Source organism: Pseudoalteromonas sp. SR44-8, from assembly GCF_014163635.1.
GTDB lineage: Bacteria > Pseudomonadota > Gammaproteobacteria > Enterobacterales > Alteromonadaceae > Pseudoalteromonas > Pseudoalteromonas rhizosphaerae.
In genome coordinates, this window is record NZ_JACJDS010000031.1 from 24,793 (window position 1) to 47,623 (window position 22,831).

General features: G+C 41.1%; 19 protein-coding genes. 12 read left to right on the forward strand and 7 right to left on the reverse strand.

Translation table 11 applies throughout. The annotated features are described in order from the left end of the window. The first annotated feature begins 100 nt into the window (after positions 1 to 100). The gene (locus H5183_RS15420) at positions 101 to 517 is read left to right on the forward strand and encodes a hypothetical protein (RefSeq protein WP_182732112.1); all 417 of its coding nucleotides are present in this window, start codon (positions 101 to 103) and stop codon (positions 515 to 517) included. Positions 518 to 651: 134 nt separating this feature from the next. Then, positions 652 to 1,188, forward strand: a complete 537-nt coding sequence (locus tag H5183_RS15425) for a hypothetical protein (RefSeq protein ID WP_145242050.1) — start codon at positions 652 to 654, stop codon at positions 1,186 to 1,188. A 136-nt stretch (positions 1,189 to 1,324) separates the two neighbouring features. On the opposite strand, the gene H5183_RS15430 is transcribed toward H5183_RS15425, so the two are convergent. After that, complete coding sequence (locus H5183_RS15430) at positions 1,325 to 4,264, reverse strand: TonB-dependent receptor (RefSeq protein WP_182732113.1); 2,940 nt, start codon at positions 4,262 to 4,264, stop codon at positions 1,325 to 1,327. A gap of 201 nt (positions 4,265 to 4,465) precedes the next feature. Between H5183_RS15430 and H5183_RS15435 the strand changes: the two genes are divergently transcribed. The 7 genes from H5183_RS15435 to H5183_RS15465 all read left to right on the forward strand — a co-directional run bounded on the left by H5183_RS15435 (position 4,466) and on the right by H5183_RS15465 (position 13,280). Then, positions 4,466 to 5,713, forward strand: a complete 1,248-nt coding sequence (locus H5183_RS15435; protein WP_145242046.1) for an amino acid deaminase — start codon at positions 4,466 to 4,468, stop codon at positions 5,711 to 5,713. Between the two features lie 12 nt (positions 5,714 to 5,725). Continuing rightward, on the forward strand, positions 5,726 to 6,577 hold the full coding sequence (locus H5183_RS15440; RefSeq protein WP_145242044.1) for a MurR/RpiR family transcriptional regulator: 852 nt from the start codon (positions 5,726 to 5,728) through the stop codon (positions 6,575 to 6,577). Then, positions 6,577 to 8,049 carry an amidohydrolase family protein gene (locus H5183_RS15445; protein WP_257326829.1) on the forward strand — a complete coding sequence of 491 codons (1,473 nt, stop codon included), beginning with the start codon at positions 6,577 to 6,579 and terminating at the stop codon, positions 8,047 to 8,049. The genes H5183_RS15440 and H5183_RS15445 overlap by 1 nt, the downstream gene beginning before the upstream one ends. Continuing rightward, entirely contained in the window at positions 8,042 to 8,425 is a 384-nt protein-coding gene (locus H5183_RS15450) for a RidA family protein (RefSeq protein ID WP_145242042.1), read from the forward strand. The genes H5183_RS15445 and H5183_RS15450 overlap by 8 nt, the downstream gene beginning before the upstream one ends. A 161-nt stretch (positions 8,426 to 8,586) precedes the next feature. Then, positions 8,587 to 10,035: a sodium:solute symporter family protein gene (locus H5183_RS15455; RefSeq protein ID WP_145242040.1), complete on the forward strand. Its 1,449-nt coding sequence runs from the start codon at positions 8,587 to 8,589 to the stop codon at positions 10,033 to 10,035. Then, complete coding sequence (locus tag H5183_RS15460; protein ID WP_182732114.1) at positions 10,028 to 10,969, forward strand: PfkB family carbohydrate kinase; 942 nt, start codon at positions 10,028 to 10,030, stop codon at positions 10,967 to 10,969. The genes H5183_RS15455 and H5183_RS15460 overlap by 8 nt, the downstream gene beginning before the upstream one ends. After that, positions 10,962 to 13,280, forward strand: coding sequence for a family 20 glycosylhydrolase (locus H5183_RS15465; RefSeq protein WP_182732115.1), 2,319 nt, complete (start codon positions 10,962 to 10,964; stop codon positions 13,278 to 13,280). Before H5183_RS15460 ends, H5183_RS15465 begins: the two co-directional genes overlap by 8 nt. Positions 13,281 to 13,338: 58 nt before the next feature. On the opposite strand, the gene H5183_RS15470 is transcribed toward H5183_RS15465, so the two are convergent. After that, entirely contained in the window at positions 13,339 to 14,019 is a 681-nt protein-coding gene (locus H5183_RS15470) for an SDR family oxidoreductase (protein WP_149981888.1), read from the reverse strand. Positions 14,020 to 14,365: 346 nt separating this feature from the next. Here H5183_RS15470 and H5183_RS15475 point away from each other — a divergent pair, with 346 nt between their 5' ends. Beyond that, on the forward strand, positions 14,366 to 15,220 hold the full coding sequence (locus H5183_RS15475) for a mechanosensitive ion channel family protein (protein ID WP_145242032.1): 855 nt from the start codon (positions 14,366 to 14,368) through the stop codon (positions 15,218 to 15,220). Between the two features lie 253 nt (positions 15,221 to 15,473). Here the strand turns inward: H5183_RS15475 and H5183_RS15480 are convergent, their stop codons facing one another. From H5183_RS15480 to H5183_RS15500, 5 genes are all read right to left on the reverse strand, one after another. Next, on the reverse strand, positions 15,474 to 16,007 hold the full coding sequence (locus H5183_RS15480; RefSeq protein WP_182732116.1) for a GNAT family N-acetyltransferase: 534 nt from the start codon (positions 16,005 to 16,007) through the stop codon (positions 15,474 to 15,476). 3 nt (positions 16,008 to 16,010) lie between these two features. Continuing rightward, positions 16,011 to 17,357, reverse strand: coding sequence for an N-succinylarginine dihydrolase (astB, locus tag H5183_RS15485; RefSeq protein ID WP_149981885.1), 1,347 nt, complete (start codon positions 17,355 to 17,357; stop codon positions 16,011 to 16,013). 64 nt (positions 17,358 to 17,421) lie between these two features. Further along, entirely contained in the window at positions 17,422 to 17,652 is a 231-nt protein-coding gene (locus H5183_RS15490) for a helix-turn-helix domain-containing protein (RefSeq protein ID WP_182719062.1), read from the reverse strand. Positions 17,653 to 18,013: 361 nt separating this feature from the next. Beyond that, complete coding sequence (locus H5183_RS15495) at positions 18,014 to 19,024, reverse strand: zinc-binding alcohol dehydrogenase family protein (RefSeq protein WP_182732117.1); 1,011 nt, start codon at positions 19,022 to 19,024, stop codon at positions 18,014 to 18,016. Positions 19,025 to 19,128: 104 nt separating this feature from the next. Next, positions 19,129 to 19,560 carry a MarR family winged helix-turn-helix transcriptional regulator gene (locus tag H5183_RS15500; protein WP_145242022.1) on the reverse strand — a complete coding sequence of 144 codons (432 nt, stop codon included), beginning with the start codon at positions 19,558 to 19,560 and terminating at the stop codon, positions 19,129 to 19,131. A 125-nt stretch (positions 19,561 to 19,685) separates the two neighbouring features. Here H5183_RS15500 and H5183_RS15505 point away from each other — a divergent pair, with 125 nt between their 5' ends. Continuing rightward, the gene (locus H5183_RS15505; protein ID WP_182732118.1) at positions 19,686 to 20,114 is read left to right on the forward strand and encodes an organic hydroperoxide resistance protein; all 429 of its coding nucleotides are present in this window, start codon (positions 19,686 to 19,688) and stop codon (positions 20,112 to 20,114) included. Between the two features lie 440 nt (positions 20,115 to 20,554). Continuing rightward, entirely contained in the window at positions 20,555 to 22,675 is a 2,121-nt protein-coding gene (locus tag H5183_RS15510) for a methyl-accepting chemotaxis protein (RefSeq protein WP_182732119.1), read from the forward strand. Positions 22,676 to 22,831 lie beyond the last annotated feature (156 nt).

Below are 22,831 nucleotides of genomic sequence, written 5' to 3' on the forward strand. Positions count from 1 at the left end.
TGTTTGCTCCAGCGTCAGCGCAAATGTGAGTTATAAAGAATGCTGGTATTGCAGTGCTGCCAATAGCTAACTCCAAGTGTATGTAAAGGAATACGTTGATATGCAATACATTGAGTATACTACAATACTTGCCGTGATATTTATCAGTGGTTGCAGTGATATTAAAATAGAGAAGCAGTGCTTTGAGCCCATTCATTATCAAGCAAATAAATTATTTCAAAGTAGTGAAATTCGTGTCGAACCTATATGGTTTGGCCATCCTCGAAACGACTACTTAAAAGATCACAACGTAGAGGGTCATCTCAGCCCTTACGGCGGGTTTGAAAAGATATCAGCCTCTAGTCAGCTTACTCTTACCGGAAATATATATAAGATAACGCCAAATATAGGTGAGCGTTATATTGGCAGAAATTCAGAGTATCTTTTATTTGAAGTCACAGTTGATGCAAAAAAGTATGTGATTTCTGATCAGATCCCTGAGCATATCCTGCTACCTTTACGGTGTTTTTTTAATTAATGCCGTGTCTATATAGATAATGTTATTTCGTTGGCTGCTAGTGGTGCTTATCTTGTCGCCTACTTGCATAGTTAAAAACATGGAAAGTCATTGTTCAAAAATTTAATTTAATTTAAATAAGGAAATGTTTAACAATGAAGTATTTTAAAACCCCTGAATTTTTGCATGAAGTGTTTGGCGAAAAACAATCGATTTTAGAGATCACCGGTACTATTTTGTTTGCTTTAGTCGGCAGTTGGGTTATTTATTCGGTTGCGGAGATTAAACTCGATAATTGGCGAGCAATCTTAGCTTTTATATTAATTGCTGACGTATTAGCAGGATGTATTGCTAATTTCACTCTTGGTACCAATGAGTTTTACACAAAGCGTCCTAAAAATAGGCTGATTTTTATTGCCATTCACGTTCATATAATAGTGATTGCGTGGTTACTTTCACAGCCACTAGATACTGCACTGCTTATGTGGGCATATACGATAGTGGCAGCATCTGTTGTTAATGCGTTACATGGTAAATCAATCCAGGGTTTTATTGCTGCAAACTTAATGTGTTATGGCATCTTTTTGTTGATTTACTTATCGCTGCCAACGTGGTTTTTGATGGTGAGTCTATTTTTTATGATCAAAGTTTTATTTAGTTTTGCTGTTGATCACTATCGGCAATCAGCCTAGATGAATCCACTTAGGTATAAAAACCAGTACAGCTTAATTAGCTGTACTGGTTTGCTATTTGGCAAAAAAGCTTATTTAAATAATGCTAAGTCTTTTTATCTCCTGGGCAGAAGTGTGCCAAATGTGTTGTTAAGCGTTAAAAACGGGTACGAATACCAAACGTAATACGACGCTCAAAGATATTTTGGGTGATCACATGATCAGACCACTGTGCGTAAATATCTTCTTTTTCTTCGGTTAGATTGCTCACTGAGGTATAAATGCTCATATCTTCAGCAAATTCATAGCCGGCATACATATCAAAGTACAAAGTGCTATCGGTCCAAAATGGCATTACCCCTTCGCCCATTGGCGAGCTTAAGCTGTCTAAGCGATCACTACGGTAGTTAGCTGCAAGACGTAGTTGTAATGGGCCTTTTTCGTACCAAAGTACAGCATTGGCTGATTTTTCTGAGTTATCTTGAATTGGTAAACTTTTGCCATAAACATCAACGTTAGCGCTGTCACTTGGCGCATAAGTAAAGTTTAGTGATGAGCCTAAGCCATCAAATGGCGCTGGTAAAAAGTCAAATGCTTGCTGATAAACAACTTCAAAACCTTTTATGTCACCACCTTGGCCATTTATTTCAGTGGTTACAGGTACTTCACGGCGAATAATGCCATCAATATCAGGCAAGCCTTGCATGACAATACCGTTTTCAACAAATGACTCTATGTCCATTAAAAAGGCTGAAATACTTAATAAACCGCTGTCATTAAAATACCACTCAGCAGATAGGTTATAGTTAGTTGCGCGCCATGGTTCTAGATCAGGATTACCATTTTGGCGACCTTGTACTGCCACTAATAAGTCAGGGCTTACTCCAAGCTCAGCGGCAAGTACATCTCCTGCTCGGGTACGACCAACACTTATACCACCAGCAAGCTTTCCAATATCGAGCGTGGTCATTGTTTTACCGTAACCTGCACGTAGGATCACATCTTCGGTTAGGTTTAAATTAAAGTTCATTGATGGTAAAAAATCTGAGTAATCTCTGTTTAGCCATTTTTCACCGGTTTTCTCACTGGCAGTACACAACGAACAAGGACGCGCAGAGCCTAGTTGATTTTGCAGCATGTCGAGTTCGGTTTTAATATATTGTGCGCCGATATTTGCGGTATAGCTCAAATCACCCAATTCACCAGCAAAGTTTGCTTTAAAGTAAGCTGTTTGAGTTTGTTCTTTTACTTGGTAAGTACGTGACGGATTAGCTAATCGTTTGTTACCCGGGTAAATTGCATTTTGAAATGCCATTGGATCGTCCATTACTTTAGGATCGATTAAGTAAAAACTATGCCCAGTGCCACCTGGCCCTAAACCATTGACTTGGTTGACCCAACCATCGGGCATATCACTAAAAAAGTTAGTTTTCCCTATGGTTAAATCACCACCTGCTACGCTATTTTCACCGTCGCCATTGGTATCACCTAATGATGCGCCGGAATCTTTCCACATCACATCGGCACTAATATTGCCGGTGGTAAATGGTGCAACGAGAATATAGGTTTCGCGCTCTACGTCTCGTTTTGATGCCCGCAGACCAAAATCAAGATTCTGTAGGTGATCTGTCTCAAAGGCATAATGGCCATCAATACGGGCAACATCAAGTGTGGCTTGTTCTTCAAAGTTATTTTCAGAGTAGGTTGAAACGAGATTATATTGGCTTATATCATTACCAAAGCCTTCTGCAAAACCAAGGGTTAAATATTCGCCGCTGCGAGAAAAGCTCACATCAACTTCTTCTGGGCCATAGCCATTGGGGTTAACTGGCGTAATACCATCACCATGATTTTTTAATAAACCATGTTGTGCGCCTGAGGTTAAAAAGCCGTGGGCCACATTTTCAGTATGGCTTCGCTCTGCAGAGCCATGAATATACCTAAATTCACCAGAGAGTGGGCCATCACCTTGGTATTCGAATAAAAAGCTAGCATTGGTTGATTCACGGTCGTTAGTTAAACTTTCAGAGTAGGCGCTTACCCGACGAACTTTTAAGTTAGCATCGTTGACTGTGTATATTTGTCCGCCCCGATCATTATCTAAGCGAGGAATAAAGTTATCAGAATACGCCCAAATAGAACCACGGGCATTATCAACCATCACCCCTTGCTTACGATCGGCGTCATCCATTTTTGTATAAAACAAGTCACCAGTAAAAGTTAGTGTGTCGGCAATTTGATATTGAATGGTAGTGTTTAGGCCAAGGCGATCACGCTCTGTTTCTCGGTCCATCACGCCATAAAAACGTTGGCTGTAAAAGCTGTCGTTAAAATCGCCATCACCGTTAAAATCGCGGTCGGTTTCATTTTGCACTTCTGAAGAGGTTAAAATTGTGCCATTACGGTAATTCGCTAAGGTGCTTTCGTCATAAGCGGCAGTAACAATAATGCCAAATTTGTCATTGTTATATCCGGCAAAGGCTACCAGTTTAGGGTCGGTTTGCTCTGATAAACTACCACGGGTTGCTTCTCCTGTGAGTGAGAAGGTTGTGCCTTGGTCAAGATCAAATGGTCTACGTGTTTTTAAATCTAAAGTACCTGAAATGCCACCAGCCAAGGTGTCGGCTTGAGGTGATTTAAGCACATCAATCCCTGATAGCAGCGCCGCTGGGACATCAGTGAAGTCTGGTTGTAATGTTGTAATTGAACCTGCACTTAAGAATTGTTCGCCATTGAGCAAAGTGGTTACTTGCGGCATACCGCGAACGTTAATGGTTGAGCCCTCACCCGCAGAGCGGCGAATTTGTATGCCAGGGATACGTTGCAGCGTATCGGCAATGGTTACATCAGGCAATTTACCAATATCTTCCGCGGTAATAGAATCCATTACTCCAGTACTAAAGCGTTTGTTGTTAATATCTTGTTTATTACTGGCGGCAATACCGCGCACTTCAATAGTTTCTATGTCGTCATTTGCTGTCTGTGCTTGGTCTGCGGCAAAAACGCCAAAGCTGGTATAGCCACATACAATAGCGGCGACGGTTTTTGCTATTAGGCTCCTATTTAAAGTGGGTTGGTGACGGTTTTTAATGCTCATGCTGATATACCTCATCCTGTAGATTTAAAAGTTAATTATTATTTCCTGTTAATTTGTAACAGATGTTGACTACTTGCTTGTTATTAATTAACATCACTTTCAAACAAAATGCAATAACAATTACATTAACATTTGATAATTTTTTGATTTTTAATCCAACGTTGCTATCTAAGGTAATGATTTAAAATAAGAGTTTTATTTATGGAAAAGTTAGCCATGAAACGCGCCGCAAAAATTTATACTATGAATAAAGGCTTAGGCAACAGCGAAACGATCATACAAGGTGATTGCAATGTTGCTAAGCAGCAGGTGAGTCTTCCTTGTGCGTGTATTTATCAAACGCGTTTAGATAATAACATTGCATGGATGGCTGAGTTCGCCAAACAAAGTCAGGTGGAGTTTTCACCGCATGGTAAAACCACCATGGCACCGGATATTTTTAAAAAGCAATTAAATGCAGGTGCTTACGCGATCACCATTGCAACTGTGCAACAAGCAGTGGTAGCAGCACAAGCTGGCGCTAAGCGCATTATCATGGCGAACCAATTAGTTGGTAAAGCCAACATGCAGCAGCTTAGCTATTTATTAAAACAGTATCAGGTTGATTTTTATTGTTTAGTGGATGATGTTAGCAATGTAACAAGCCTTGGCGAGTTCTTTAGTAAGCAAGGCATACAAGTTAAATTATTTATTGAGTTAGGTGTGCCAGGTGGACGTTGTGGTGTAGTTGATGAACAAAAGCTCCAACAATTGGTTGCGCATATTAAGCAGTTTTCTTCATTACAGCTTGCGGGCATTGAAGTGTATGAAGGAGTGTTGAGTACACAAAGTGAAGTGACTGCATTTTTAACGGATGCGGTAACAACATGTAAAGAGTTGATTGAGCAGCAGGCTTTTGCCACAGAACAAGTAATTATTACCGCAGGTGGCTCAGCGTGGTACGACTTAGTCTGCGATGCTTTTGCACCTAGTAACATGCTCGATAACATGGTGCCTGTGATCCGCCCTGGCTGTTATGTCGCTCATGATCAAGGGATTTATGGCCATGCGCAGCAACAGATTCTAGCGCGTAATCCGTTGGCGTGTAATATTGGTAGCGATTTACAATCATGTTTAGAGGTTTGGGCATATGTACAGTCATTGCCAGAACCGGGACGAGCAATTATTGGTATGGGTAAGCGCGATGTGGCATTTGATGCCGGGCTACCTATTGCGAATTTACATATTGACCAACACGGTGTTGTTACTAAAGCAGGTGCTGATTGGCAAGTTGAAAAAATAATGGATCAGCATGCCATGCTGCGTGTTGATCAAAATAGCCACTTAAAAGTCGGTGATATTATTGCCTTTGGGACTTCACATCCTTGCCTGACATTTGATAAATGGCGTTATATTAATGTTATCGATGATAATTATAACGTTGTTGGTATCTTTGATACGTATTTTTAGGAGAGTAGTTAATTGGATATTGTTTCACGAATTAAAGAGCGTTTAGGCCATTTACGGCAATCAGAGCAACTCGTTGCACAATTAATTTTAGCCGATCTGCAATATGCAGCATCGGCAAGTATAAGTGATTTAGCACAGCGCGCAAAAGTCAGTCACGCATCTATCACTCGGCTAGCAAAAGCGCTGGGCTGCGATAATGTGCGTGATATGAAACTACAGCTTGCACAATCACTGGCAGTAGGAGAGCGCTTTATTAGTGAAAATGCCTCTGTACGTGAAGATATTCCAGCTATATACAAAGCAATACACGATATTCTCGATATTAATGCCGGATTAATTGAACAGTCGCAGATTGAAGAAGCAGCTCGCTGTATTGCTGAAAGCCGTCATACGTTAATTTTTGGCGTTGGTGGGGGTAGCTCTGTAGTTGCACAAGAATGCCATAACCGCTTGTTTCGACTGGATGTACTCAGTAACGCTTACAGTGATCCGGTGATGATGAGAATGACTGCCGCCAGTGTTGATATCAGTGATGTGGTGGTGGTGTTATCGCTTACAGGCTTAGCAAATGACTTAATTGATGCGGCAAATATTGCCAAAGATTATGGCGCTAAAGTGATTGCGGTTTGCCCAGAGAGTGCGCTTGCTGATATCGCAACGATTCACTTACCAATTAAAACTAACGAATCAGATTACATTTTTACGCCCAGTACAGGCCGTTACGCGATGCTTGCTGCAGTAGACATATTGGCAAGTGAAGTGGCTATTTTAACGCAGAAAAAATCTCGCGAAAAACTTCGTCGCATCAAACATGAGTTAGATGAGTATCGTCAAGGACCAGACAGAGCACCACTAGGAGATTAATGATGCGGCACGATATCTCGCAATCAGCAGACACAATCATTTATCAAGCAAAAGTATTTGATGGTTTAGGCAATGCGCCTCAGTACATGGATGTCGCAATTAAAGGTGAACATATTGTCGCACTCGGCGAGTTATCACAGTGGCAGGCAACACACACAATAATGGCCAATGGATTATGCCTAGCCCCGGGGTTTATCGATGTACACACCCATGATGATCTTGAGTTGTTAAGAAACCCAGCGATGGCAGCGAAAATAAGTCAAGGGGTGACAACGGTGATCACCGGTAATTGTGGGATCAGCGCGGCGCCGGCAAAACTAACTGCAGATGCGCCGGATCCAATGAATCTGCTGGGTGAAAAAGCAGAGTTTACTTTTGCACAGATGCGCGATTATATCGATGCATTTAATGTACAAAAAGCCAATGTGAATGTTGCAGCATTGGTAGGGCATACCACATTGCGCAATAACGTGATGGATGACTTATTACGTCCAGCGACGCTTGACGAAATTGCCGCGATGCAATTGCAATTGGATGAAGCCATAACCCAAGGTGCCCTCGGTTTGAGCACTGGGCTTGCCTATCGCAATGCACAGTGTGCACCTGAACAAGAGGTACAGGCATTTGGCGCTATCTTACAAAAGCATGATGCTTTATATACCACCCATTTACGCACCGAGTTTGATGCCGTGCTTGAGGCGATGGATGAAGCGTTTGCTATGGAGCAAAAGTTTGGCATTAAAGTGATTATTTCCCACTTGAAGTGTGCAGGTAAAAATAACTGGGGACGCGCCCCAGAGCTGTTAGCAAAATTTGCAGCACAAGGCGAGCACTCAAAATGTAGTTGCGACGCATACCCGTATGCGGCCAGCTCCAGTACCTTAGATTTGAACCAAGTGACTGACGACTTCGATATTTTTATCACTTGGTCTGATGCCCACCCTGCAATGGCCGAGCAATTACTTGCTGATATTGCTAAACAATGGGACGTCAGTTTGCTGGATGCTGCTGAAAAACTGCAGCCAGCTGGTGCTGTGTACCATGGGTTAAATGAAGACGATGTAAACACTATTTTAGCGTTTGATAAAACCATGATTGGTTCAGATGGTTTACCGTGCGATCCACACCCACACCCTCGGTTATGGGGCTCATTTCCCCGAGTGCTGGGTCATTACAGCCGTGAACAAGGAATTTTTTCATTAGCAACTGCGATTCATAAAATGACAGGCTTAAGCGCGGCTAACTATCGGTTGGCAAATCGTGGAGTGATCAAAGTAGGCAACTTTGCCGATTTGGTGTTATTTGATGCCAATGAGATTATTGATAACGCAACATTTGTTGATCCAGAGCTGGCGGCTTCAGGAATTCATCGTGTCTGGACCAATGGCCAAGCAACCCTTATAGATAAACATATTCTACCTGCATATTCAGGTAAATTTTTAACATCCCTAGGAGCAAGTAAAGATGATTAGACGAATTGGTATTGAAGGCGGTAAAGGTACCGGTGGTCAGCACTTACCGTTTGCACGCGCAGTAGAAGCGGGTGGTTGGCTGATGGTATCTGGACAAACCCCAATGAAAGATGGAGAAGTGGTTGAAGGGGGGATTATTGAGCAATCAACACTGGCGATTGAAAATTGCCTCGAGATTATGAAAGAGGCCGGTTATGAGCTCAAAGATGTGGTGCATGTTACTGTTATTTTAACTGATTCTCGTTACTTTCAGTCGTTTAATAAAGTGTTTAAAGAGTATTTTGGCGCTAATCCACCGGCACGTATTTGTGCGGTCGCGGATTTAGTCGTCGATTGTAAAGTTGAGGTGGATGTTACCTGTTATAAGGCGCCTTAAGATTTTGTCAGTAGCTGAATGACAGCGCTGACATTTACACCTAAGAGCACACAAAATAATAACCGCTCTTAGGTCAGAATAATAACTAACATCAACCACGTAATTAATAATTAGAAGTGCTGTTACAAAGCGCAGCGTGGATTGGTGGAGCAGGGTGTCTTATGAAGTGGCAATTATTAATGGCCTTTTTAGGCTACTTAGGATTTATGATTTGGTTTGGTTGGTGGGTAAGCCGAAATTCTAAAGGTGGCGATGACTTTTTACTGGGGGGACGTAATTTACCGTTTTTTCTTACGTTAGGTACTACAGTTGCCACTATGGTAGGAACAGGATCATCAATGGGGGCTGTGGGATTTGCTTATTTAAATGGCTGGGCTGGGATGATCTATGGCCTTGGTGGTGCTGCGGGAATTTTATTATTAGCAAAATTATTTGCGCCAGTGCGTGAACACCAATTCATGACTATGAGTGAAGAAGTATCATACTATGTGGGAGCACATCCACTCGTTAAGAATACCATCGCAATATTTATTTTTGTCGCCAGTATTGGTTGGTTAGGAGCGCATATTCTGGGCGGTGGTATGTATTTAGCATGGCTTACTGGGTTATCGCCATTTTCGGCAAAACTTATTATTGCACTGGGCTTTAGTATTTACGTGGTGATTGGCGGTTATGTTGCTGTGGTATGGACCGACTCTATTCAAGCATTGGTGTTATTTGTTGGCTTTTTCTTGATGGCTGGGGTCGCTCTTTATGAAGTGGGTGGCTTGGCTGATATGGCCAATGCGCAACCTGCGCTTAACCAAAGCTTTTTATCATTGGATAAAATAGGTGCAGTGCATGGCTTATCATTATTTTTCGCGGTGTTAATAGGCGTCTTGGTTGCGCCATCATTTCGCCAACGTATTTATTCTGGCAAGCATGTTAAAAGTATTCGTCAATCGTTTTATTTATCGGGTGGCTTGTATTTAGTATTTGCCATAGTACCTGCCATTATCGGTATGGCAGCTTATGCACTGAATCCTGCTTTAGAGAACAGTGCATTTTCTTTCCCTTTTATGGCGTTTGAATTATTACCTTTTGGCTTGGCAGCGCTGGTTATTATTGCTGGCCTTTCAGCCACGATTTCCAGTGCTAGCTCAGATGCGATTGCAGCTGTGAGTGTATTAATACGTGATCTGTATAGTTTAGTATTCAAACGAATGCCCCACGCTAAAGATGTTGTATTACTTTCGCGGATGGGCTTAGTGATGACGATAGGCATTGCGTTATTATTGGCGTTATTAACTAACGATGTGATTGGTTACATTACAAATATGATCGCCACTTTAATGTCGGGTCTATGTGTATGCGTGTTATTTGGTCATTTTTGGCCACGCTTTAATTGGCAGGGGGCCATTACTGCTTTATTGGTTTCGCTGTTGGTTTCGTTGGCGATTATTTTAACGCCAAATTGGCTGGCTTATTGGAGTAACCCAATTATTCCGGCCACTTTAGGCTCCGCTTTATTAGCTGCTATGGTAACTTTGTTTACCCCAGTTCAAGTGTGCACATCTGCACAAGCATTAGCTATTTTAAAAGCTCAACGCGAGGAAATGCAACATGATTAAGATTGCATTTTTTGGTGAAGCGATGCATGAACTATCTACAAATCAAGAGCTTAATTTTGGGGGGGACACCTACAATACGGCAGTTTACTTTAAACGTCTTATGGGAGAACAGGTGCATGTTTATTTTATATCTGCCATTGGTAGCGACGAACTAAGTAAGCAAGCTAAGGCTAGGTGGCAGCAGCAAGCGCTTAAACTCGATTTTTTACAATATGCAACAAATCATACTTTAGGCGCTTATGGTATTACGCTTGATGCTAATGGCGAGCGAGTTTTTCATTATGATCGAAAAAATAGCGCTGCCAGAGAGTATTTTAAGCTTGATAGTCAACATCAATTCTTAACTGCATTGCAGCAGCAACAGTTTGATTACCTTTATTTTTCAGCTATAAGTTTAGCAATTTATGATGACCCAACTAAACAGCTATTAATGACTGCTATTGCACAGTTTAAGCAAGCTGGTGGCATCGTTATTTTTGATAGTAATTATCGCCAAGTGCTTTGGCAAAGTAATATGCAAGCACACTATTGGTTTCGCCAAGCCTTTTTAGTTGCAGATATCATTTTTGTTACCAACGACGATCACTTTGGTGTGTTTGGTGATTGTGAACAACAGCAGTTGGTCGACTTTTATCGGGCATACCCACAAGCGTTGCGAGTGATTAAGCAAGGACTGGATGACACCATTGTGTTACAGCAACAAACAATTAATTACTATCCAGTAACCGCAGTCGCGAAGGTAATTGATACTACCGCGGCTGGAGATGCGTTTGCAGCGGGTTTTTTAGCTGAACAAATATTAGCGAGTCCTTGTGCAATTGCAGTGCAGACTGCCCAGCAACTTGCGGCTCAAGTGATCACCGCCGCAGGGGCAATTGTCGCTACAACAGTGACTCTCAAAGCAAGCAAACAACAGGAATTAAACAATGCATAAAATTATTCATTTTATGATGGGGGCAATGCTACTGAGCAGCTCTTGTTATGCTTTTTCTGCGCCCGCCACCGAAGCGCTGATGCCAATGCCTAAAGAGGTGCAATCATTGGCTGGGAGTACTACCTTTGAAGCAACTCTTAAGGTATTTATACCTAAAACGCAGCACGCTATCGTCCTGCCTTTATTAAATAGTTCGTTGTTTGCTACCCAATTTCAGCATCTACAAGTTACGCCAAGAGCGGCTGCGCAATTACACATTAATATCACGCAAACAGTGAGCGAGTTACCTTATTTAAATATGGATGAAAGTTACACGCTAACTATTGCAGATAATAAAATTGACCTAACGAGTGCTAATCAATACGGCATGCTTAGAGGATTGGCGACTTTATCGCAGCTATTATTTAGTGCTAAGCAGCCGCTACAAGTTAATAATCTAATTATTACGGATGAACCAACTTATCCGTGGCGTGGTTTATTATTTGATGGCGTGCGTCACTTTTTGCCAATTGCAGATGTAAAACGGACATTACGTGGCTTGGCTTCAGCCAAGTTTAATGTGTTTCACTGGCACTTAACCGATGATCAGGGCTGGCGAATTGAGCTAAATAGTTACCCTAAACTACACCAGCAGGCATCCGATGGTCTTTATTATACTCAAGCACAAATTAAAGAGGTGGTTAGCTATGCGGCAAAGTTAGGTATTCGGATGGTGCCAGAGTTTGACGTTCCGGGTCATGCCAGCGCGATTATACTTGCGTATCCTGAACTTGGTAGCGGAACTCAATTAACTCAGATGGAGCGACGTTGGGGCGTATTTAAACCGTTACTGGATCCAAGCAACCCTGAGGTTTATAAATTTGTTGATGCAGTAGTCGCCGAGCTTGCGGGTTTGTTTCCTGATCCGTATTTGCATATTGGTGGCGATGAAATTGATGATACTGATTGGCAAGCCAATAGTCATATTCAAGCTTATATGCATAAGCAAAAACTGGCTGATAGCCATGCATTACACGCCTACTTCAATCAACGGGTTGCTAAAATATTAGCAAAATACAATAAGAAAATGATTGGTTGGGATGAGGTATTACATCCTAATTTGCCTAACAACACCTTAGTGCAATCATGGCGTGGTCATCATTCATTGGCGGCGATCACTGAGGCCGGTTTTGATGGTTTGTTATCAAGCGGGTTTTATATTGATCAGCCGCAGTGGACGAGCTATCACTATCGTAATCATCCGCTGCCGCCGGCGAAACCCGCAGTAACGGCGAAGACTGTAATCGGACATGTTGATTTTACCCTCACACGCATAAAAGGCAGCGCGGTGACTGGCGATATTACTGTCTTTGCAAGTGATCAGTCTCGTATGCAAGCAATTGTCAACATCGCGGGTAAAGGGGCATTCATCACTGATAAAGTGACTAAAATAGCGAATAACTATCAGGTGCTTATTGATACTTGGCTTGGGCCAACTCAGCTGACATTTAGTTTAACGCAGGCTAGCAAAGATCCCGCATTCGTGGGTAATACTCCTTATGTGTTTAGGGCAAATGTCGGTGGTGAGATACCTCTGGTGCAGTTGAACCAACAACTAAAACATCAGCAGCAACGAGCCAAGCTAGGTAATGTATTGGGTGGTGAAGCAACTATTTGGGCTGAGCTTATCACCTCTGATAATTTAGATACGCGTATTTGGCCAAGACTCTATGCAATAGGAGAACGTTTTTGGTCACCTACTAGCTTAACGGATGAGCGCAGCATGTACACTCGGCTTGCGCTAATGGACCAATACGCCGATGAACAGTTAGGCTTACTACATCAACAGCAGTTTATTCAACGTTTAGAGCAGCTACCAGAGGTTTCAAGCAGTGCGCTTAACGCGTTACTTACTTTTAGTCAGCTGATAGAGCCCGCACACTATTACACGTTGCATCATTTAGCGTTTCTAAGCGATGATTACCATCAGTTAGCGCCACTGGATAAATTAGTGGATGTTTTACCGGTAGAGAGTTTAACCTTAAAACAATTTGATTATGCGGTGGATGATTACCAACAACAATGTGATCGCCAAAAACTTACCGCATTGCAAAGTCAGCTAGTAATGTGGCAGCAAGTACTTACTAATAATCCGCAGGTATTTTTAGCGGTTAATGAGTGGCAAGCAAGCTATTTGGCAATTGTTGATGCTCTGCAAAATAAAGATGCGTTAAGTGAGTCGCAAGTTATCGAGATCAATAATGATACGATTGCGCAAGTTATCGCATCAATTAACCGATTAAAACAGGCGCGTTTAAGTTGCAGTAATTAATTTACTGCTTGGATCAAATTAAATGCCCTGTTAAGGGCATTTATTACTGTCGAGTCCGTTAATTACTCGGCATCAAAAATAACTCTCGTATATTGCAACGTGGGTTTGCCTCTATAGCAAATAGTACCGCCTCGGCTACATCATTTGGGTCGAGTTTGTCGGGTTTTGCTTCATCAAAAAAAGGCGTATTGACCATGCCTGGGGCAATAGTGGTGCAGCGTCCTTGCCATGGCTTCATTTCTTCAGCTAAGTTTTGCCCAAAACCGTAAGCAAACCATTTTGTTGCGCCATAAACAGAGCCTTTAAGGGCAATCCGTCCTGCGGCTGAGCTGGTTAAAATAAAGTGTCCTGTGGTTTTTCTTAGGTGTGGCAGAGTGAGTTTTGCGGTGTAAAGCAGTGCATTGATATTAATATCAATCATTGTTTGCCATTGCTCAGGATCGCCCTCTTCAACACCTGGCGTTTGAACACCCATACCGGCATTGGCAAATGCAACATCAAGGCGGCCAAAGTGTTTTATACCTGCATTAACTACGTTTTCAAGCGATGAAAAATCAGTGGCATCTGCGCAAACTGCTAATGCGTTATCAGCCCCTAACTCTTCAACCAGCGCATTAAGTTTGTCTTCACTGCGAGCGGTCAAAATTACTTTATGACCGTTTGCGACTAAGGTTTTTGCTGTTGCTTCACCAATACCACTGGAAGCGCCTGTAATAAGTACAACTTTCTCTTTACTCATGACTTGCTCCTCGATTAAATCTGAGACTAGGTTTGATACTCTTAGTGTTGATGGTAACAGTGAAGGATTAACCTCCATTGAATGCTTATTACACCAACTTGCTGGCTTGATTTAACTATATGATTTTTAATTGTTTTTAAAGATTAAAATAAAAAGTTAGGTTTATATTTATTATGCTATATAATCGCGCGGTTTCGCTTTGAGGCCAGCTTATTTTTTAGCAGGCTACAAATCGCAAATGGTTATAGCAGCTTACACTTATTGGCTTATAACAATGTGGTTTTAACCTTGTGTAAGCTATGTTAAACCTTGCTCAATTGCAGCAATTACTTAGTGGAAATAAACAGTGAAAGATAAGTTATTAGTGTTTTGGCAAAATCATTCAGAAACCATAATGACTCTAGGTTATAAACTGATTCTAGCGTTGGCTATTGTTATAGCTGGTGCTCTAATTGCGCGCTCTGTTAAAAGAGCGATCCAAAACTCTAAGTCGCCTCTTAAGAAAATGGATAAAACCTTACTACCAATTTTATCGAGTGTGCTGGGCTACTTGGTGTATATCATTGCAGGGTTGTTTATTTTAGATATTTTTGGTGTTAATACAGCCAGTTTAATAGCACTTATGGGGGCGGCTGGCCTTGCGATTGGCCTTGCGTTAAAGAATACCCTCAGTAATATTGCCGCAGGTATTATGTTATTAATACTTAGGCCATTTAAAGTTGGTGACTTTGTTGATGCCAGTGGCACAACGGGTACTGTGAGTGAAATTAACCTCTTTACAACTATTTTTAAAACCAATGATGGCCTGTATATCGCTTCGCCAAATGGCAAAGTGTGGGGTGGCAATATTAAAAACTTCACTCGCAATGGTAAAAGACGCATGGATATTGTAGTAGGTATTTCGTTTGCTGACTCAATAGATGATGGCTTAAATGTACTTAAAGAAATAGCCGCATCAGAAAGCAGATTATTAGCGGATCCAGCACCTAAGGTGATGGTGACATCGATAGCTGAAAGCTCAGTGAATATTCAATTACGTGCGTGGACAGTTAACGGTGATTATTGGCAAACAGTCTGGGATCTTAATAAACGCGTAAAAGAGTCTATTGAGCAAGCAGGACTGACAATTCCATTTCCGCAGCGTACGTTACATATATCGGAGTCGATGGCATCGGCAATAACCGTTAACAAGGATGTATAAATAACAGATAGTGATTTAATATATTAAATAGCAATCTGTCAGCTTAACGCCAGTTAATTAATATTGACTGGCGTTTTCTTTTTGTGCTCATTGAAAACATGCTGATAAGTTCGTCTACTTGATCCCATTTTATCTGTTCTGTCAACGTATCAGCAGCGATTTAAACGTTATAGTAAATGCCTTTATGGTAGGTTACAAAAACGAAGTGACTGCTGATAACATTATAAGGTTGTAAGCGATTGACGAATTTAACTCACTTAAGTAATTTATAAAACAGCACAGTACTTTGTAATTCGCCCGATGAACTAAGGGCAAACTGTGGTATTTCACCGGCTTCTATATAGCCTAATTTTTCATATAAAAGTGAGGCAATATCGCCTAAGCGGGTATCCAGTACCAGTAGCTTTAATTGTTGCTGCAGCGCACTTTTTTCAAGGGTATGCATAAGTTGTTTTGCAAATCCTTGGCCTTGGTATTGGCTATGTACCATTAGCTTTTCAACCTCACCGCGGTGAGCGCCATTAGCTTTTTGACACAGCGATAATTGCACTGCACCAATTACCTCAGATCCTTCGGTGATAACAAATAATTCGCGGCTATCATTTAATAAATCGCATTCAATACTGTGCCAGTAGTGATCTGCTTGTGCGCGCGTCAATGGCGCGATAAAACCAATCGATGCACCATTGTTAACGCTATCAACCAGTAAATGATTTAGCGATTGCTGATATCCCGCTAGTGAACTGATTTTATGTATTTGCGTATCTACAACGCTTGTATCTTGCATGGTTTATCCTTCTAATTGAAATGGATACACAGAGCCTAGGTGCAGATGTTGAGTTAATTCATCCAGCGCTTGCCAGCTTTCACGTAACAAGTTTGGATCTGCAAAATCATCATTACTAAGTTTGTCACGATAGTGCTTATTTGCCCAATCACATAGTTGTTGGTACTTACTATCGTTTAAAATAACCGCAGGATTGACTGCCGCGAGTTCTTGCTGATTTAGCGCTACACGTAAACGTAAGCAAGCAGGGCCACCACCATTTTGCATGCTTTGTTTTAAATCAAAAAATTGCACTTGATCAATTGGATTGTCTGCAAGGATCATTTCTTCAATATAACTGTTAACTGCCTGATTGTTTTTACATTCTTGTGGAGCAACTAGTAACATTTTGCCATTGTTTAAACTAACCAGTTGGCTATTAAATAAATAGCTAGTTACAGCATCTTGCACGCTTACTTTGGCTGTTGGCACCTCAATAATATGCAGTGTTTTGTCGCCAATATATGCATCTTTTATTTGTTGTAGGGCGAGAGGCTGATTTAAGAAAGCTTGCTCGTGACAGAGTAATACATTGGCGTTACCCACCGCGATTACGTCATTATGGAACACCCCTTGATCAATCACCTCAGGGTTTTGTTGAATCATTAATTGGCTAGATGGTTTTAGCTGATGTAGTCGGCATATTGCTTGGGATGCTTCAAGTGTCTGCCTTGCAGGAAATTTAACTGGCTTAGGCAGTGCGCTGTTAAATGCGCTGGCACCATATACAAACAGCTCCAAACCTTGAACACCATGCTCGTCGCCTAAGCGAGTATGGTTAGCCGCGCCCTCATCACCAAAAAAACCTTGATCTGGCAAATGGGTATGATGACTAAAGTAGCCTTCGTTATTAAACATGGCTTTAAGTAATCGTGTTGTTGTTTGAGGCTCAAGGGAGCGATGAAATTTGTTATTCAAATTAGCAGCAGTAAAGTGAACTTTGCCATCAAGTGTGTCGGCTGATGGTGATACAGTGCCGGCATTGGCAGTCCACATTGATGATGCTGAATAACATGCGCGAACTAAAACAGGATCAGCTTTAAACGCTTTACTGATCACTTGTTCAGCAGTGCCTGTAAATCCTAAACGACGCAATACATTTATATCAGGGCGAGCATGTGGGGCAAATACTCCTTGAGTTAGCCCCAAGTCATGCATAGCTTTCATTTTCGCTAAGCCTTGCAGTACCGCCTCTTTTGGATTGGAGTAACTGGCCGCATTATTTAATGATGCTACGTTACCGTATGATAATCCCGCGTAGTTATGAGTCGGGCCTACAAGGCCATCAAAATTAACTTCTACAGCTGTCATAGTTATCCTGCAATTTTACTAATTTTAGTGTATTTAAACTATACAGAAAATAATCAGTAGTAGGTTAATTAAAATTAGCTAATTCTAGCTCTACGCTCTGCAAGTTTTGTTGCAAACGTTTTTGTGCTGCGAGTAGGTAGCTTTTTTGCTGTGCTATTTTTGCTTGTTGTTGACGCAGTGCTTTATAGATAACTCGTTTGGGCAAATCATAGTGCTCAGAGGCTTGGCTAATTGTTAATTGATGCACCGACAACTTTTTAAGCGCTTCATCTAAGTGCGGGTAGTTACTTAACATATTCACGCTCCTTTTCTGCGGTGGTATGTGGATCATTAGCATGGTGAATATGCCAAATGCTTATATCTAAGCGCCATAGTAAATACAACATATGATAAATATTAGTCATAGCTCGCTCCCTGTAGACGAGGTAAATGAAGGTAAAACTCAGATTAGTGAGTTACTCTTTTGTAAGGAAGATCTGTGCCAGTCTTAATAATTATTTTTAGTTAAAACAAATCAATAGCTTAAGGTTTTTTCGTTGTTGTATGATTGAGTATAAGCACTAATGTAGTGAAAAATAATGATGGCTTTGCACTTTGCTGGAGCAGAAGGGGAATTATTGCGCGTTCAGATGAGCGCGCAATAATATTAAGTAAGTTTAAAACCCTTCAAGTACCAGCTTACCGCGTGATTGATGAGATTCTAATATTGCGTGCGCTTTGAGCAGGTTTTCTATATTAATTTTCCCTAAATGTTGGCCTAAGGTAGTTTTAATGATGCCGTTATCAACTAGCTCTGCTAATTCAGTAAGTAACTGATGTTGCGCTATCATATCGTCAGTTTGGAACATTGAACGAGTATACATAAACTCCCAATGCAGTGAGATACTCTTGCGCTTGAGCGCTAAAATATCAAAACTTGCTGGGTCGTCTATTAAAGCTAATTTACCTTGTGGTTTGATCACTTTAATAATTTCATCAAGATGTTGATCGGTATGAGTGAGGCTAATTACATAATCAAATTCAGCAAGATTATGCTCTATTCGTTGTGCATCTAAGCTTTGTGAGTGATCAAGCACTTGATCAACACCTAGCGCATTTAACCAGCTAACGCTATCTACGCGTGATGCTGTACCTATCACCGTTAAGTTGGTTAGCTGTTTGGCCAACTGCACTAAAATTGAGCCAACACCGCCTGCGGCACCAATAACTAATAATGAAGCTGGTTTTGCATTGTTGGAACGTGATATTTGCAAACGATCAAACAGTAATTCCCAGGCTGTAATACTGGTTAGCGGTAACGCAGCAGCTTGGGCATCGTTCAAGGTAGTAGGCGCACGGCCAACAATACGTTCATCAACTAGTTGAAATTCAGCATTACTGCCTGAGCGAGTTAAATCACCGGCGTAATAAACCCGGTCGCCCAGATTAAATAAACTTACTTTATCACCAACAGCTTTTACGATCCCAACAGCGTCCCAACCAATGACTTTGTGACCTTGTTCAGGGCTAACATTTGCGCGGATCTTCGCATCGACAGGATTAACTGAAATTGCTTTTACTTCGACCAATAAATCGTGACCGGATGCTGTTGGAATAGGTAACTCGATGGCTTCGAAAGAATGATTGCTAAGTGTTTTGGTTGCTGTTTGGTATCCAATTGCTTTCATGAGTTGCTCCGTTAAATTGTTTTGCTGCACCCACTATAACGCAGTTTTATAATAGAAAAAGAGTGGGGTATATATACACGAATCTCTCTCAAAATTTTTGATAATTAACTTAAGTCAGTATTGAGTTTATCAAGTAAAGTAATTAGTTGTGTGGCTTCTTGCTGCGTAATAGATGGAAAACGGCAACGAATTTGCTCAGGGATATTCGCTGCTTGTTGTTGCAGCTGTATGCCTTGTTTGTGTAACTTTACGACTCGCTTACGTTTATCTGTTTCATCTTTAACCACGGCTAATAAGCTTTTATCGGTCATTTTTTTCAAAATTTGTGTCATGGCGCCGCCATCTATTGCGGTTTTTTCCAGCAGCTGTGCAATACTGATCTCATCTTCTTCCCAGAGCGCCATCATCACCACATACTGTGGATAGGTCAGTTCAAGTTCGTTTAGTGCATCTCGATAGGCACGTACCACTGAATTGGAGGCCATATACAGACGATGACAAATTTGATTATCTAATTTCAATTGTGGATATTTCATAGTAGCTCTCGAATGATGACACTGCATTTTAATTTGCATGCAAAATATTTGCAATGATCAATAAACTACTTTATTATTTTGCATGCAAAATAAATTTAGTCCCAACCTTAAATAAGGAAAACATTATGAAAGAATTACTACAAGTCGCTTACACAGCTAAAGCAACTGCAACGGGTGGCCGCGAGGGCACTGCAAAATCAGACGATGGCCGTTTAGATGTGGCACTTTCAACTCCAAAAGGGTTAGGTGGCGATGATGGTCAAGGCACTAACCCTGAGCAGTTGTTTGCAGCGGGTTATGCAGCGTGTTTTATTGGCGCATTAAAATTAGTTGCAGGCCAAGCTAAAGTTAAGTTATCTGCTGATACCCGTATTGATTCAGAAGTATCGATTGGTCCAATCGAAGGTGGTTTCGGTATCGCTGTAAAATTAGCTGTTTTTGTCGGTGATGTAGATAAAGACACCGCAGAAGCGTTAGTGGCTAAAGCACACGAAGTTTGCCCATATTCAAATGCTACTCGTGGTAATATCGCAATTGAATTGTCGGTTATCTAACTTATTGTAAATTTAATAATTTATATTTTTAAAGGCGCATTTTTATTTTAAATGCGCCTTTTTTGTGGCTTTTATTTATAACCATGAGCTTTTTAGAGCGCCATTTATTACCAAGAAGCGCAATTGTGATAATCTGTACTAAAATTTGTAATCCTTAGTTTGCGCTACCCGACAATCAATATCCTCACTTATATCATTGTATATTAATACTATTTCAGTATGTTAAACCATGTATGTCATTGCCAAGCATTAACACAAATAGTTCAGTAATGATCAACTCGATGTCTAAATTGGCTTTGTTATCGGGAAAGTTTATTAACCACTGGTTAGGTTGAGTGGTCTAGGAATATCCATTAATACGGTTTTTTTCAACAAAATTGATTAACTTATGAATAATTGAACTAGAATGTAAACGTAGTTTTAATTCGAGGATAAGTGGAATGCGGCAATTAGCGTTGGCGAAAAAGTTACTATGGCTTACTTTAGGTAGTATTTTTATCACCGTTGTAGTGCTATCGAGTGTGCTTTGGTGGCAATTATCAAGCAGCAATAAAGTGTTATCAGCACAAGCTGAAAAATTGATAGTTACAGAGGTAGAAGAAAAGCTCACCAGTAATGCTGCAGTGTACGGTGAAAAAATCGCAGGGTTTATCAACGAAGCATATCGAGTGCCTTTTTCACTCGCTGCGATACTTGGTAATGAATCGGCTAAAGATGCTTTAACACGTGATTCGGTGGTACAGCTTAATCGCTCTATTATAGAAGGTAATTCGATACTTTCTTCAATCTACTCGCAATTTGAAGCTAATGGTTTTGATGGTAACGATCAACAATATAAAAGTGGTTTTGATCATTCAGTCGCAGGCCAAGGCACCTTAGAGATTTACTTCACTCGCAGCCGTGAAGGTGTGATTGAACAGCAAGTTGTTGAAGATGCAGCAGAAAAATACGTTACGACTTTAAACGAATTTGGTCAACGTGAGGCTGAGTGGTACTTATGTGCTAAAGACACTAAAAAACCGTGCATTATGGAACCCTACTTGTACGAAATCTCCCCCGGCAATTCGGAAATGATGACATCTTTGACTGTGCCAATACTGCGCGACGGTAAGTTTATTGGCCTCAGTGGCGTTGATATTACACTGCCAGTTTTTCAAACTATGACCGAGCAGTTATCAAAAGAATTATATAATGGTCAGGCGCGAGTTACCTTATTAAGTTCGATGGATTTAATTGTGGGTAGCAGTCATAACAAAGACAAACTTGGTCGTCCGCTAAAAGAAGCAGTCTCTGCCTCGGTGTTAAAAAATTATACTAGTTTGAAAGAAAGCTCTGGAGTACAAAAGAGCGAAAATGAATATTTAGTCAATTACCCAATAGATATTAAACTTGCTGGTCGTCAGTGGACTTTGCTAGTAGAAGTACCTGCAGAGCTTGCACTACAAGGACCACAGCAGCTCAGTGCAAGTATGCAAGATAATGCCAACACTCTTGGTGGGTTAATTTTAATATCTGGGTTAGTGATTGCTGGCGCTGCATTTATTATTATGACTTTAGTTGTCAAAAGCATCGTGGCGCCGCTGCAACAAATTCAGTTACGGGTTGATAATTTAGCCAGTAGTGAAGGGGATTTAACACAAACGTTAACGGTTGACACTCATGCAGAGTTAATTGCGCTCGCTGTTGGGTTTAATGCGTTTTTGGAAAAGTTACGTGATTTAATTGCGCAATTAAAAGATGTATCAGGGCAAACTAAGGAGCAGGCACAAATTGCCGCACATGTAGCCGTTGATACTAAGCAAAATGTGCAAGCTCAGTTTCAAGAAATTGAAAGTGTCGTAACGGCAATGAATGAAATGAGTGCCACTGCACTTGAAGTTGCCCGTGCTTCAGAGCAATCAGCGCAGCAAGCGGATGAAATTAATTCATTAGTGGTCAGTAGCGAAGCGAGTTTATCGTCTGCGGTATCACAAGTGAAAACTATGTCTGAAGAAATAAAGCAAGCCAATCAAGCCGTAGCCAAAGTGGCGGCGCGTAGTAACGATATTACACAAATTTTAGATGTGATCCGCACTATTTCAGAGCAAACTAATTTACTCGCACTTAATGCTGCGATTGAGGCAGCTCGCGCTGGTGAACAGGGGCGAGGCTTTGCTGTCGTAGCCGATGAAGTGCGTGCTCTGGCATCTAAAACTCGTGCGTCAACAGATGACATTAGTGGCTTAATTGACAACTTACAGCTTGAAGTGGGTAATGCCTCAACAGTGATTGAAAAAGGAGTTGTGCGAGCACAAACTGCAGTTGATGAAACTACCGTTGCTTTTGATGCTTTACACAGTGTGGTAATTAAAGTGGAAGAGATAACTAATCAGATCACCCAAATAGCGACGGCTGCAGAGGAGCAAAGTTCTGTAACTGAAGAAATTAATCGTAATTTAACGTTGATCTCCGATGCTGCATCACAACTTGCTGATTTATCAACTCAAGCTGGCGATGGTAGTCAAATGCTCAATCAGCTTGTTGCACAACAAGACGATGAATTGAATAAATTGAAAACATAATACCTCCAATGTGATTAACTTGGTTCTGTATAAAACCGGTATAACTTAACCTGTCGCTCACAAACTAGCCACGCCACTTCGGCGTGGTTAGTTTGAGTTACATTATCAACTCTAAACTAGGTCCACCCCTAATTCAGCTGTCAAAATAATACAAAC